12 protein-coding genes are annotated in these 14,168 nt (G+C 64.2%); 3 read left to right on the forward strand and 9 right to left on the reverse strand.

The genetic code is table 11. From position 1 onward, the window contains the following. Positions 1 to 16: 16 nt before the first annotated feature. Genes ACIGGF_RS11450 through ACIGGF_RS11470 form a run of 5 tightly spaced genes read right to left on the reverse strand, consistent with a single transcriptional unit; the run spans position 17 to position 6,520 of the window. A complete protein-coding gene (locus ACIGGF_RS11450; RefSeq protein WP_397521441.1) occupies positions 17 to 448 on the reverse strand; it encodes a putative nucleotidyltransferase substrate binding domain-containing protein in 432 nt (143 codons plus the stop codon). After that, positions 334 to 1,956, reverse strand: a complete 1,623-nt coding sequence (locus tag ACIGGF_RS11455; protein ID WP_397521442.1) for a DUF294 nucleotidyltransferase-like domain-containing protein — start codon at positions 1,954 to 1,956, stop codon at positions 334 to 336. Before ACIGGF_RS11455 ends, ACIGGF_RS11450 begins: the two co-directional genes overlap by 115 nt. Then, a complete protein-coding gene (locus ACIGGF_RS11460) occupies positions 1,946 to 3,493 on the reverse strand; it encodes a GMC family oxidoreductase (RefSeq protein WP_397521443.1) in 1,548 nt (515 codons plus the stop codon). Before ACIGGF_RS11460 ends, ACIGGF_RS11455 begins: the two co-directional genes overlap by 11 nt. Before the next feature lie 12 nt (positions 3,494 to 3,505). Further along, positions 3,506 to 5,017: an APC family permease gene (locus ACIGGF_RS11465; RefSeq protein ID WP_397521444.1), complete on the reverse strand. Its 1,512-nt coding sequence runs from the start codon at positions 5,015 to 5,017 to the stop codon at positions 3,506 to 3,508. A 24-nt stretch (positions 5,018 to 5,041) separates the two neighbouring features. Continuing rightward, positions 5,042 to 6,520: an aldehyde dehydrogenase family protein gene (locus ACIGGF_RS11470; protein ID WP_397521563.1), complete on the reverse strand. Its 1,479-nt coding sequence runs from the start codon at positions 6,518 to 6,520 to the stop codon at positions 5,042 to 5,044. Between the two features lie 212 nt (positions 6,521 to 6,732). Between ACIGGF_RS11470 and ACIGGF_RS11475 the strand changes: the two genes are divergently transcribed. Together ACIGGF_RS11475 and ACIGGF_RS11480 are read left to right on the forward strand one after the other, a co-directional pair. Then, on the forward strand, positions 6,733 to 6,987 hold the full coding sequence (locus ACIGGF_RS11475) for a hypothetical protein (RefSeq protein WP_397521445.1): 255 nt from the start codon (positions 6,733 to 6,735) through the stop codon (positions 6,985 to 6,987). A gap of 168 nt (positions 6,988 to 7,155) precedes the next feature. After that, positions 7,156 to 8,034 carry a YdcF family protein gene (locus ACIGGF_RS11480; RefSeq protein ID WP_397521446.1) on the forward strand — a complete coding sequence of 293 codons (879 nt, stop codon included), beginning with the start codon at positions 7,156 to 7,158 and terminating at the stop codon, positions 8,032 to 8,034. Here ACIGGF_RS11480 and ACIGGF_RS11485 read toward each other — a convergent pair. Continuing rightward, complete coding sequence (locus ACIGGF_RS11485) at positions 8,028 to 8,621, reverse strand: TetR/AcrR family transcriptional regulator (RefSeq protein WP_397521447.1); 594 nt, start codon at positions 8,619 to 8,621, stop codon at positions 8,028 to 8,030. The genes ACIGGF_RS11480 and ACIGGF_RS11485 overlap by 7 nt on opposite strands. A 76-nt stretch (positions 8,622 to 8,697) precedes the next feature. On the opposite strand from ACIGGF_RS11485, the gene ACIGGF_RS11490 reads away from it, so the two are divergent. After that, positions 8,698 to 9,177: a DUF4188 domain-containing protein gene (locus ACIGGF_RS11490; RefSeq protein ID WP_397521448.1), complete on the forward strand. Its 480-nt coding sequence runs from the start codon at positions 8,698 to 8,700 to the stop codon at positions 9,175 to 9,177. An 11-nt stretch (positions 9,178 to 9,188) separates the two neighbouring features. Here the strand turns inward: ACIGGF_RS11490 and nuoN are convergent, their stop codons facing one another. Genes nuoN through nuoL form a run of 3 tightly spaced genes read right to left on the reverse strand, consistent with a single transcriptional unit; the run spans position 9,189 to position 14,154 of the window. Beyond that, positions 9,189 to 10,751, reverse strand: coding sequence for an NADH-quinone oxidoreductase subunit NuoN (gene nuoN / locus ACIGGF_RS11495; RefSeq protein WP_397521449.1), 1,563 nt, complete (start codon positions 10,749 to 10,751; stop codon positions 9,189 to 9,191). After that, positions 10,748 to 12,280, reverse strand: coding sequence for an NADH-quinone oxidoreductase subunit M (locus tag ACIGGF_RS11500; RefSeq protein WP_397521564.1), 1,533 nt, complete (start codon positions 12,278 to 12,280; stop codon positions 10,748 to 10,750). The genes nuoN and ACIGGF_RS11500 overlap by 4 nt, the downstream gene beginning before the upstream one ends. 2 nt (positions 12,281 to 12,282) lie before the next feature. Continuing rightward, complete coding sequence (nuoL, locus tag ACIGGF_RS11505; RefSeq protein ID WP_397521565.1) at positions 12,283 to 14,154, reverse strand: NADH-quinone oxidoreductase subunit L; 1,872 nt, start codon at positions 14,152 to 14,154, stop codon at positions 12,283 to 12,285. Positions 14,155 to 14,168 lie beyond the last annotated feature (14 nt).

Consider the following 14,168-nt stretch of genomic DNA (forward strand, 5'->3'; position numbering starts at 1 on the left):
GTCTGGTGGTTGGCGGTCAGCGGTGCACGCCGACATTGGCGGCCAGGTATCCCACTCGGCGCTGCACCGCGGCGATCTCTCGAACACCGTCGGTCAGCAGACTGCGCTCGAGGGGCGACAGATCTGCCATGATCAGTACGTCTCCAGGTCTGTGACCGGCGGTGATCTGCTCGATCTGATGCGACAGCCGCAGTCGTTGAAGGAGGGCGAACACCTCGGTGAGTGTCGCCACGTCACCGTCGGTGAGCATGCCGTTGCCCGAGGCCGCCGCGAGCCGTGCAGGGGTGGAAGCAGAAGCCATTCCGACCGAGAGCCCACCCCAACGGGCCAGGTTCACGATGGGAGTGAGCGCATGCGCCTTGAGGTCGAACGTGCCGCCGCGCCGAGCCAACACGTCGCGCAACGAGCGCAGCCGGGCCCTGCCTGCCAGCGCATTACGCAGTTGCAATCGCAACGCGTCGGGGTGATCGGCCAGCAGCCGGCGATAGGCGTCGGGAACGGTATCGAGAGCGCTCGGGCCCCCACCACCCTGCCGTCGATCATCAGCGACGACATGATGAGTCCGGAGTCACCAGCCGGAGTGACGTTTGCAGAACGTCCAGGACCTGCGCCTCGATCGCCGAAAGGGTTGCTGAGCCACTGAGCCGCAGCCCTCTCCCACTGACCGGCCGAGCGCGCGAACCGCGGTGAGCTCGCGACCGCGCCGTTGGTGTCCGGCGGTAGTCCAGCACCGTCGAGGGTCACGTGTACCCGCGCGGCCAGGTCCATCAGCGCTTCGTCGCGAGTTCTCGGCCTCGAGGTCGATCGGGCGCTCACATCCGGGTCGACGGTGGTGTCCGACCACGTCAGCGCACTGTCGACGTCGGAGGACGGCATGGCTTCTCGGCGCGCGACGCTGCCGAGAGTAATCCAAGCGAAGTTGTGTTGCGGCACTTCGGGCCGCGTGGACCATTCGATCTCGACGGCTCGGCGAACGAGACTGTCGACCACGACGGACAAGATCGCGCTGACCGCCATGGCGTCGGTCCCGGCCCGGAACAGCTCCGCCACCAATCCTGGTACCAGCTTTCCCGCGTCGGCGAGTTCGGTGGATGTCGTCGCCGATGCCACAGCGCGGCGCACCACACTTCGGCGGGTGGATGCGGCATGCAGATCCGCGTCCTCGACGACGCCGAGTACCTCACCGCGGGGCGACATCACCGGCATATGGCGCAGGCCTCGCTCGAGCATGTCCATCAGTACGGTGGCCGCCGAACGGTCCGCGGTCACCGTCTCGGCGGGCGACGTCATGACGTGCTCGATCGGGGTGTCGACACCGATGCCTGCGGCGACCACGCGCACTCGAAGGTCACGGTCGGTGAAGATTCCGTGCCGAGAACCTCGAAGCGGAACGAGGACGTACGAGCTGCCCTGTTCGGTCATGTGCCGAACTGCGTCTCGGACGGAGGTGCCGACCGACGTGAATACTGCTGGTGCCGAGAGTAGTTCGCCGACGGTGCGGCCACCGCTACCCTCGACCGCGACACTGCGAGGAGTAGCGGCCGAGGTGACGGCGTCGGCCAGGAACGCGAGACCGGTCGGCGTTGCGAACAGCGGTCGCACGAGCGCTCCCGGCACACGAAGTACCGTAGTGGGTTCTGTTGCCAGCGCTCGGAATTCGACTGTTCCGCCGGCGAGCAACGCCGAGAATCCGAACACACCGCCCGGCCCGATCGAGTCGATCGGGCCGTCTGCGGGTGAAGTATCTTCCGGGTGCACGATCACCACTCGACCGGTTCGCACCACCCATACCGTGTCTGCTGCGTCGGACTCCGGCGTCGCGCCCACGACCCAGGCACCGCCGGCGTAATCGAGCTCGACTGTTGCTGCGGCAATATCGGCCAGGACGACCGAGGACGCACCCTGGAACGGCGGATGCGCGCCGAGGAAGTCGGCAATCGCTGCACTATCCGCCACGGATCAAGTCGGCGCATTTCTCCGCCATGGTCATCACCGTGATGTTGGGATTGACATACGGCAGCTTGGGCATCGCCGACGCGTCGACGACGCGCAGTCGCGAGATCCCCTTGACGCGAAGATCGGGATCCAGCACGGCCATGGTGTCGTCCACCGACCCCATCCGGGCAGTGCCCGCCGGGTGATAGACCGTGTTGTGGGTTCTGTGCACGTAGTCGAGCAGGTCGTCATCGGTGACGGCGTCGGGACCTGGCGCGAGTTCGCGTTCGATCCATCCTGCGAGAGGGCCGTCGGCCGCGATCCGACGAGCCAACTTCAGACCGGCGAGCATCACCGCGTCGTCGTGGCCGTCGGGATCGGTGAAGTACCTCGGATCCACCTTGGCCCGATCCCGAAAGTCTCTGCTGCGCAAACGAACAGTGCCCCGCGAGCGCCCCTGCGTCACGTTCGGAGTCAAGCAGAATCCGTTGTCGGTCGTCGGGTAGCCCCAGCGGAGGGTGTTCATATCGAACGGCACGCTGCCGTAATGCATCATGATGTCCGGGTAGTTCAGCGAGTCGTCGCTCTGCGCGAACACGCCGATCTCCCACCACTGGGAGGAGGTGGTGACCATGGGCTTGCTCGCCTCCCAGAACACCAATCCTTCGACGTGGTCGTCGAGGTTCTCGCCCACCCCGGATGAGTCGACTCGCACCGTGATTCCCATCTCGTGCAGCTGATCCGCCGGCCCGATCCCGGAGAGCATCAACAACTTCGGAGTGTCGATGGCACCGGCGGTGACGATCACTTCGCGTCGCGCGGACACGGTGTCGTAACCGGTCAGGTCGGGGCGTTGGTACCGCACCCCCGTCGCGGTCAGCGACTCGTCGATCAGAATCTCGCTGATCCAGCAGTCGGTGCGCACCTCGAGGTTGGGCCGCGATCCGATGATCGGGTGCAGGTAGGCGTGGGACGTCGACATACGCGAGCCGTCTTCCCCCGCGTTGATCTGAAACCACCCCGCACCGTTGAGTATCGGCGTCCCGCGGTTGAATCCGACGGTGGGAAGCCCGATTCCGGCTGCCGATTCGAGGACCGCTGCACCACATGGATCGTTCGGTGGGACGTCGCGGATCCGCACCGGGCCGTCGTGCCCGCGGCCGGTGTCGTTGTTCTCCACGCGGGCAACGAAGGGAAGGATGTCCGACGCGCCCCACCCGGTCGCGCCCGCGGCCGCCCAATCGTCGAGAGTTTCCGCAGGCGGGTGAAAGGCGATACAGGAGTTGTGCGAGGAGCAGCCACCGAGCACTTTCGCCCGCGCATTGCGCATGAAGCTGTTGCCGCGCTCCTGCGGTTCGATGGGATAGTCCCAGTCGTAGCCGGAGTCGAGCAGATGCATCCATTCGGCCAGTTCGAGAATTGCCTTGTCGCCGACGTCGGTGGGACCTGCTTCGACGAGGCAGACACTGACGGAGGGGTCCTCACTCAGCCGCGCAGCGAGGACACACCCCGCCGTCCCGCCACCTGCGACGACGTAATCGAACTGGGCGTCTGTCACTGCACGCTCCTTCTAGTCGCCCGTGGAGGCATGTGATTTCAGAGTGCCGATCAGATTGCGTCCCTTGACTGCGTACCACAGCAGGCCTACGCCCAGGATGCCGCCGATGTAAACGAACGCACCGAACGTGTTGTACCAAGGGGTTCCGTACACGGCCTCGCGCGGCCAGGCGAGATTGATCGCCATCCCCGCACCCCACACCACTGCTGCGATGTTGACCGGCAGGCCGAACTTGCCCATCGTGAAGTATCCACCGGGTTTCAGATCCTCCGGCGGCCACTCGCCTTTGATTCTCTTGACCAACAGTGGTCCGGTGACCATCAGGTACGCGAGATAGATCATGATGATCGCGATCGAGGTGAGGACCGTGAAAATCTGCGGCTGACCGATGTTGACGACGAGAATGACGATGGCCAGCACGCCGATCGTCACCGCGGGCACCACCGGGGTCTGGGTCTTGGGATTCACCTTGGCCAGGCTCTCGCCGAAGGGCAACGCGTTGTCTCGCGCCATGGCGAACGTGAGCCGGATTGCCGCGGTGTGTACTGCCAATGAACAAACGAACACTGCAATGACGATGCAGATGAGGAATACGGTGCCCAGCGGGCCCCACATCACCGCTTCGACGATGGACTGCAGGCTCCCGTCGGGGCTGCCGAGGGAAGGATCGTTCAGGTCCGGCGCGGCCATGACGGCGAACACCAGGATGGCTCCGCCGATGACGAACGAGGCGAGGATGGCGCGAAAGATCGCCTTGGGGGCGGTGCGCCGAGGCTCGACGGTTTCCTCCCCGAGCGAGCTGGCGGTGTCGAATCCGTACATGACGTAACCCGACGCCAGCGACGCGACCAGGAAGGCACCGAGATAGCCGCCGCTCTCACCGGCACCGTAACCGTTCGAGGAAAAGAACACCTCGGGACCCCGAGTGATGTTGGCGGCGAGGAGAATCGCGATCAATACCGCCGCGATGAGCTCGATGAACACACCCGCACTGTTGATCATCGCCATCAGTCGAACGCCCAACGCGTTGATCGTGGTGGTGATGGCAATCAGAATCGCACCGAGCAGAACTGCATTGGCCGCGAAGTCCGTGGCACCCGAGCCGTCACCGATAATCTGAAACCCGCTCCAGATGCGCGGCAGGTTCAACTGCAGCGCCAGGGCCACCGCGGCCAGCGTCACGATCGAGGCCGTGAGCATCAACCAACCAGCAGACCACCCGACGATCCTGCGGCCCAACAGCTTCGCCCAGTTGTACACCGATCCCGCCACCGGATACTTCGCGGCCAACTCCATGAAGCACAGCGCCACGCAGAGCTGACCGACGAACACCGCAGGCCACGACCACAGGTACGCCGGCCCGGCAGTGCCGAAGCCGAAGTAGAACAGCTGAAAAGTGCCGGTCAGGATCGAAATGTAACTGACGCCTGCGGCGAAGCTGGCGAATTTGCCGAGACTGCGGTCGAGCGATTCCTTGTAGCCGAAATCGTCCATTCCGCTCGAGTTGTCGTTCAGTATTGCCATGCCTGTGGCCTTTCCCATCGCGGTCTATCGGGTACCGAACCACCCCGCCGCGGTAGGTGAGGTGTTGTGCCAAATATGCTTCGCTTCTTGATATTCGGACATACCGGACGGGCCGAGCTCGCGGCCGTTCCCGGACTGCTTGAAGCCGCCCCACTCTGCGGCCGCGGTGTACACGCCGAAGTCGTTGAGCCACACCGTGCCATGGCGAAGCCCACGCACCATTCTTTCGCCTCGCGCGGCGTCCGACGTCCGAACTCCCGCGGCGAGACCGTAATTCGTATCGTTGCCCAACAGGAGGGCTTCGGCCTCGGTGTCGAAACGCTCCACAGTGAGTATTGGCCCGAAAGTCTCCTCCTGCACGATATTCATGGACCGATGGCAGTGGTCGAAAATCGTCGGCAGGAAATAGCTGCCCTTGTCGAGTGCCGGATTGTCCGGTTTCGTTCCACCGATCACCAGCGTCGCACCCTCTTCGATGCCCCCAGCAACGAAGGCTTCGATCTTCTCCCGCTGCGCCTGCGACACCAGTGGACCGGTCTCGCTCGCCGGGTCCATCCCCGGCCCGATCACGATGGTCTTCGCGCGCTCGGCCACGGCAGCCACGAAACGGTCGGCGACCGACTCTTCGATGATGAGTCGAGTGCCGGCCGAACACACCTGACCCGAATGCAGAAAGACTCCGGTCAGGACGTTGTCGACCGAGTCGGCGAAGGCCCGATCGTCGGCCACCGCGTCGGCGAACACGATATGTGGATTCTTGCCACCGAGTTCGACGGCCACCTTGGTGACGTTCTCGGCCGCCGCGGCCAGGATGCGCCTACCCGTCGCCAGGCCGCCGGTGAAGGAGATGAAGTCGACGTCCCGATTCCTGGTGAGCGCGTCCCCGAGAGTCGCGCCGCTGCCCTGCAGCAGATTGACCACACCCGCCGGCACTCCGGCCTCTTCCACCAGCTTCGTGAACGCGATGGTGCTGAGCGGAGTCACCTCGCTCGGCTTGAGCACCATCGTGCAGCCGGCCGCCAAGGCGGGGGCGATCTTCCACGAGATCTGCAGCAGCGGATAGTTCCACGGTGCGATCATGACGCAGACGCCGATCGGCTCGTGCACCACGCGGCTGAGAATCTCGGGTCGGTCGACGTCGATCAGGCGATCTGCCTGCACCACCGCAAGATCGGCGTAGAAGCGGAAGACCGACGTCACGTCGTCGATGTCGATCTCACTCTCGTCGAACGTCTTTCCGGTATCGAGGGTCTCGATACGTGCGAGTTCGGCCTTGTCTCTCTGCAGCAGATCCGCGATGCGGTTCAGCAGGTCGCTTCGCTCACCCACCGTCACCGAGCGCCACGGACTGTCGTCGAAGGCCACCCGCGCCGCGGCCACTGCGCGCAGGGCGTCGTCCGGCGTGGCCTCGTCGACAACGGCAACCGTGCTGCCGTCCGCGGGATTCACGATATCTCGGGTTCCGCCGTCAGCGGATCCCTGCCATTGCCCGTCGACGAACAACGACGGCCGAAGTGAGGCCGGGTCGAATCCTGCGTCGGAGTCGGTCACTGAAACACCTTGCTTCCGGGTAGGGGCCTGATCGTGGGTCTACGGTATGCCTCCGCGGCCGGTGACTCCATCGATGTGTGCACAGATCGTGTCTGCATCCCCGCTGCGTCGACGATCGAGCCAGCGAAACGACCCATGCGGATGATTCGCACTACGGTGGGTTCATGACTATCGAGGATGCAGGCGGCAGGCGGACCGTGACGGCGGACGAGTTACTTCTGTTGGTGGGTGACCACTTGCTCATCGAAGAAGGGGTTGCGACCGGGTTCATCGAAAGCGCGGGTCAGGTTGCCGAAAACGTGGCGGTCACGGTGACCGATGGCGTCGACGGCACCACGACGACCGAGCGCGTGTTTCTTCCCGATGCCGAGGTGACCATCGAACCCGCCGATCGCGGACGCGCGCCCGTCACCCTGTGACGGTAGTGAAAGCCCAGCTCAGAACCACATCGATGTAACTCGAACAACTCTGCTCACACCAGTCACATTGGCACCGAACTGAGCTAGGGTGACGGAAACCCGCCACCGTTCGGAAGGACGTCAGTAGTGCGACAAGGCCGAGTACGTCCGAGCGTTCGCATTGCTGTCGTGGCCTGTGCCGCCGCACTCGCGGTCGGTGTCGGCCCTGTCACCGCGCTGGCCGAGCCCGAGGCGTCGGCTCCGGCAACTGTCTCGGAGTCGGCCCGTTCGGCCGACGTGGAGCAGTACAACGACGCGCAGGATGCTCTCGTGAAGGGACGCTACGACGCCGGTTTCGCCGCACTCGATGCGCTCGCAACCGCCGCCCCGGACGACGCCAATGTGGCAGCGCTGCAGGCGTTCTATGCCAACGCGACCGCCGATTCCGCCGCTCTGACGGAACACGGTGCTCGCCTGCGCGGCCTGTCCCCCACCCTCGGCGATGCCGTCGACCGAGCCATTGCCGCCATCGACGAGGCCGCCACGGAGACAATCGACTTCGCGCCGACCACCGACGGACCCCGGACCGCGATCGTGGTACTCGGCGTGGGACTGAACGGCGACGGTGCTATGACCCCCGAGTTGGTCGACCGGCTGGAATCGGCCGTTGCCGCAGCGGAGCGCTCCCCGGAATCTCCCATCATCGTCACCGGCGGGAATCCACAGAACGGCGTGACCGAGGCGGAGGCCATGAAGACATGGCTTGTCGACTCAGGAATCGCCGCCGACCGGATTCACTCCGAGTCCAGCGCGAATTCGACGGTGCAGAACGCTCAACGCGCCACCGCACTGGCAGCTGAGATCGGCGTCGACAATCTGGTGCTGGCCACGACGCCCAGCCACCTTCGACGGGCGATCTCCGATTTCGAGATCGCGGGTGCCGACGTCATCGGCGCTGCGACAGCAGATCCCGATGACCTTCCGGACCTTCCTGAGCTTGCTCCGACGGCGCGGCTGGGAATGACCGTGGATGCCACCAAGATCATCGGCATACCGCGCACCTACTGACGCATCCACCCACGCAACACCGACTCGGTACCGGCGTCGAACATCGCTCGACGGGTCTCGCCGTCGCCGTTCGTGGGCATGGCCAATTCCAGGGACACCAGGCCGTGCACGATCGCCCAGAAGGAATGGCTGATCAACTCGGCCGGTGCGCCGCTCATGGTGCCCGCCGCAACCGCTCTGGACACCACGTCCCGCAGGGGGTCCATGGCGGAGGCCGCGAGCTCGGCCTCCGCCGAGACATCGATCGAACCCAGCACTCCGCCGAACATCACCGCGTAGAGGTGCGGGTTGTGCAGTGCCCAGTCTCGATATGCGGCAGCGAGTTCGCGTAGGTCGACCTCAAAATCTCCGGTCACGGGAACACTGCGCTGCGCGTCGCCGAAACTCGCGAACGATGTTGCGAACAGTGCCACCAGTAGCTCTGCACGACCGCCGAACAACGAGTAGATCGCCGTGGTCGAGGTGTTCTGCGCGGCTGCGAGTTTGCGCAGAGACAACGAGTCGACGCCCTGGTGCGCAACGGTTTCCGCTGCGGCCTGGAGTAGCCGGGAGCGCAACTCGGCGTCGTGAATTCTGGGTCTTGCCACTTGCGAAACTTACCACAACGGTGTTTTATAACAGTGTCACGACATACCGACCCCGCCTTGAACCGGAAGGATCCCCATGTCCCCCATCATCGACGGCCGCCACACGGTCGAATCCGAACGAGACACCGTGACGGTCTTCCTCATCGGAATGCGCATCAACAATCCGGTGGCCGTTCGCTCCTGGCTACCCGCAGTGCAAGCGATGCCGCGGATGCTCAGCCATCTCGAGCAGGATCCCGCGTCCGGGCTGCTCGGATACCACTCGTGGTTGGGCCGCACCACCATGCTCGTCAGCTATTGGCGCAACGCCGAGGACCTGACGCGGTTCGCCTCCGATCCCGACGCACCCCACGCACCCGCCTGGCGCGCGTTCAATCGATCGGTGGCCGAAACCCGCCATGTGGGCGTATGGCACGAAACCTATACCGCGACAGCACAGAACAGTGAGGCGATCTACGTCAACATGCCTGCGTTCGGCCTTGCGAGATCCATCGGCGGAATCCCGGTCGGCACGGGCGCGCACACGTGGAAGCAGCGCATGAAGTCCGCGACGTAACTGCTCGACGGCTACAGAAAAGTTCCAGCACGTGCGGCAAGATCGAGGACGGGCTGCGGGAAGACGCCGAGAACCACGGTGACCACCACCGAAGCCCCGATCGCGCACGACACCGACGCAGTCGGACGCACGATCGTGGCAGTCCTCTCGCCCGGCTCGGTGAAGAACATCAGCACGATCACCCGCACGTAGAAGAACGCCGCTATGGCGCTGCACACCACCCCGACCACGACCAGGGCCGCTCCCCCGGCACCGGAGGCAGCGCTGAACACCGCGAACTTACCGATGAACCCACTGGTCAGCGGGATACCGGCAAACGAGAGCAGGAACAATCCGAACACCGCGGCCACCAACGGTGACCGACGACCGATCCCCGCCCACCGTTCCAGATCGCTCACCTCACCACGCTCGTCGCGCGCCAACCCGATGATCGCGAACCCCCCGAGAGTGCTGAAGGAATACGCCAAGAGATAGAACATCGTGGCCGACACACCTGAACTACCCACATCACCCGAATGACCCAGTGCCGTCACTCCGGTGAGGATGAACCCGGTGTGCGCCACGGACGAGTACGCCAGCATGCGTTTGACGTCGGTCTGCGTCACCGCAACAACCGAGCCGAGCACCATCGTCGCGATGGCGACGACCCACAGCATCGGTCGCCAACTCGATTCGAGACCGGGTAACGCCATCCCGAAGATGCGAAGAATGGCACCGAAGGCCGCGACCTTGGTCACCGTGGCCATCAGAGCCGTCACCGGCGTGGGGGCACCCTGGTAGACGTCGGGAATCCACGAATGAAACGGCACGGCACCGACTTTGAACAGCAAACCCACGGCCAGCAACGCGGTTCCGATCAGCGCGAGCGATCGGCCCTGACCGTCCACCGTGATGGCATCGGCGATGCCGTCCAATCGAACGGTTCCGGCGTAGCCGTACAGGAATGCGACCCCGAACAGGAAGAACGCGGACGAGAACGCGCCCAGCAGAAAGTATTTGAGCGCTGCTTCCTGTGAGAGCAACCGCCGTCGTCGAGCCAGCCCGCAGAGCAGATACAGCGGCAACGACAGCACTTCGAGCGCCACGAACATCGTCAGCAGATCCGTCGATGCCGGAAACAACAACATGCCCCCGATCGCGAACATCGCCAACGGAAACACCTCGGTCTGGGCAACGCCGGCGTCGATGGCTTCCTTCTCCGCCACACTCCCTGGGGTAGTGGATGCCTGCGGAGTGAACGAATCGATGCGACGCTCGGCTCCGGCACCGGTGATGGCCACGGTGCGCTCGGCCAGCAGGGCGATTGCCGGGATTGCCACCAGCACAATGGTTCCCTGCAGAAAGAGAGTCGGCCCGTCGATGGCCACAGCCCCGTTCATCGCAGAGGCCTCCGTACCGGCCAGGCCGAGAACAGCGGCGAGAGCCGCGACCAACCCGGCGAGCGCAATACCCAGGTGGGTCGCGCGACGTGCCCGCATCGGTACGAACGCTTCGACAAGTACCCCGAGAACCGCGACCCCGAATACGATCAGCATCGGCGATAGTAGGCCGTACTGCACCTCGGGCGTGGTCATCGCTGGCCTCCTGGACTGTCGACGATCGTGGATTGCACTGCCGGAGTGATGACATCGAGGGCCGGTTTCGGGTACACCCCGAACAGGAGCAGCAATGCGAGCAAAGGAACCACCACGGCCAATTCACGAGGAACGAGATCGGCGATCTTTTGGTCGCCCACCGGCGCAGGCCCCGTCATCACTCGCTGATACAGCCAGAGTATGTAGATCGCAGACAGAACCAGCGCGCCGGTCGCCACGATCGCTGCGACACCGTAACGACCGAATGTGCCGATCAGGACCAAGAATTCGCTGACGAACGGGGCCAGGCCGGGGAGTGAGAGCGTGGCCAGACCTGAAATCAGGAATGTCCCGGCGAGCACCGGCGCCACCTTCTGCACACCGCCGTAGTCGGCAATGGCTCGTGACCCTCGACGCGACACGAGGAAGCCAGCGATCAAGAACAATGCAGCAGTCGAGATTCCATGGTTGACCATATAGAGCGTGGCACCGGCCTGACTCTGACCGGTCATGGCGAAGATGCCGAGGATGATGAACCCGAAGTGCGAAATCGACGTGTATGCAATCAATCTCATCATGTCGGTCTGGCCGATCGCCAGAATCGCGCCGTAGACAATTCCGATCACCGCCAGCGTGACGATCCACGGGGCGAACGTCTGCGACGACCCAGGGAACAGTTCGAGACAGAACCGAAGCATCGCGAAGGTGCCGACTTTGTCCACCACCGACATCATCATGACCGCTGTCGCGGGAGTGGACTGCACGGCGGCGTCAGGAAGCCACGTATGGAACGGCCACAGTGGTGCCTTGATCGCGAACGCGAACATGAAGCCCAGGAACAGCGCGTTCAGTACCGCAGAATCCACCCCGAGCCCGCCCGACGCCGCCGCATCCGCGGTCGCGCGGAGATCGAACGTGCCGCCGTCGAACGGCCCTTCCGGCCTGGCGGTGACAACGTACAACCCGATGACGGCAGCCAACATCACCAGGCCGCCGAACAGGTTGTACAACAAAAACTTCACCGCGGCGCGCGTTCGCTCGGTGCCGCCAAAACCACCGATGAGAAAGTACATCGGAATCAGCATTGCCTCGAAGAAGATGTAGAACAGCAACACGTCCAAGGCAAGGAACGAGACGATCACCATCGACTCGACCACCAGAATCAACGCCATGTAGGTGTGCGAGACCCGACGCGATCCGTAGTTCGCGACACGGCTGCCGTCGTGCCACCCCGCAACCAGTAGCAGCGGAGTCAGGACGGTGGTCAGCAACACCAGCACGAGGCCGATGCCGTCGAGTCCGAGTGTGTACCGCGCACCGAACGCTGCTATCCAGGAATGGTCTTCGACGAACTGGTAGCGATCGCCACCGGAATCGAACGACACCGCCAGCGCCGCGGACAGCACGAGCGTGCCCGCCGCGACACCCACTGCCACGGTCCGGGCGAGCGTCGGTCGACCGGCGGGAACGAAGGCGACGACGATCGCACCGATGACCGGAAGTACCCACAAGACCGTCAACCACGGCATCGTCACAGGACCACCACCATCAGTACGACGAGAACGGCTCCCGCGAACATCGCCAGCGCGTACGACCGTACGAATCCGGTCTGCAGTTGCCGGAAACGGTTCGACACGCCGCCGATCGATCTCCCCACCCCGTTCACGACTGCGTCGACACCGGCACTGTCGGCGTACACCATTGCGCGCGTGAGTTTTTGACCGGGACGCATGAAGGTTGCCTCGTTGACGGCATCTCCGTACAGGTCGGCCCGGGCGGCCCGGGTGAGCACGGATACCTTCTCGGGCGGTGTCGTGGAAACCTCCTGAGCGATGTACTTCCGGTACGCGACTCCCGCGCCGACGGCCACCACTCCCATCACCGCGACAGTGACGACCCAGGCCGGTATCGCATGCTCCTCATGGGCCGATCCCACCACCGGTTCCAGCCACGTCTCGAGCCGTCCACCCACCACGAGAAACGCCCCCGAGGCAACCGAACCGACGGCCAGGAGGATCATCGGAGTCGTCATCGTCGCCGACGCCTCGTGCGGATGTGCCTGCGCTGCCCACCGTTTCGGCCCGAAGAACGTCATCAGCATCACCCGAGTCATGTAGAAGGCGGTCAGGCCGGCACCGAGCAATGTCACGCTGCCGAGAATCGGACCTGCCACATTCCCGGCCGCGAACGCAACCTCGATGATCGGATCCTTGGCAAAGAACCCGGAGAACGGCGGTACCCCGATGATGGCGAGGTAGCCCAGACCGAACGTGACGAACGTGATCGGCATAGCGGCACGGAGCCCGCCGAACTTTCGCATGTCGGTCTCGTCGTTCATCGCATGCATCACCGAGCCGGCCCCCAGGAACAGGCCGGCCTTGAAGAAGCCGTGCGAGAGCAACAACACGATGGCGTAGGCGTAGCCGGACGGGCCGAGGCCGGCCGCGAGCACCATGTACCCGATCTGGCTCATCGTCGAGGCCGCGAGCGCCTTCTTGATGTCGTCCTTTGCGCAGCCGATCACGGCACCGAACAGCAGCGTGACCGCACCTACGGTGACGGTGGCTGCGCGGGCCGCCGGCGACGCCTCGAAGACCGGTCCGGAGCGCACGATGAGGTACACCCCGGCGGTGACCATCGTCGCCGCATGGATCAGTGCCGATACCGGAGTCGGGCCCTCCATGGCGTCGCCGAGCCACGACTGCAGCGGTACCTGCGCCGACTTTCCACACGCCGCCAGCAGCAACATCAGCGCCATCGCGGTGGCCACCGATTCGCTCGAGCTTCCGATGCCGTCGAACACCACGTCGTACTGCACCGACCCGAAATTCACGAACATGATCATCAACGCAATGGCCAGACCGATATCACCGACACGGTTGACCACGAATGCTTTTCGGGCAGCCGAGGCGGCAGACGGCTTGTGCTGCCAGAACCCGATCAGCAAGTACGACGCGAGGCCGACGCCCTCCCATCCCAGATAGAGTCCGAGGAAGTTGTCGGCCAGTACCAGCAGCAGCATGGCAGCCAGGAACAGGTTGAGATACGCGAAGAAGCGGCGGCGCTCCGCGTCGTGACTCATGTACCCGATGGAGTACACGTGGATTAGTGACCCGACTCCGGTGATCAGCAGGACGAAGCAGATCGACAGTTGATCTGCGCGCAAACCGAAATCGACCTGGAGTTCGTCGACGGGAATCCAGCGGAACAACGTCTGAGTGATGGTCCTGTTCGATTCGTCCCGTGCGAGCATCGATGTGAACACCAGCGCCGCAACCACGAACGACGCCACCGCTGCAGCCGTTGCTGCCAGGTGCCCCCAAGAGTTGGAACGCCTGCCACCGAGCAGCAGGACCGCTGCGCCGAGCGCCGGCAGCGCCGGGAGAATCCACAGGATCGACATCGTTTCCATGCCCC

Source organism: Rhodococcus sp. NPDC078407, assembly GCF_044542515.1.
GTDB lineage: Bacteria > Actinomycetota > Actinomycetes > Mycobacteriales > Mycobacteriaceae > Rhodococcoides.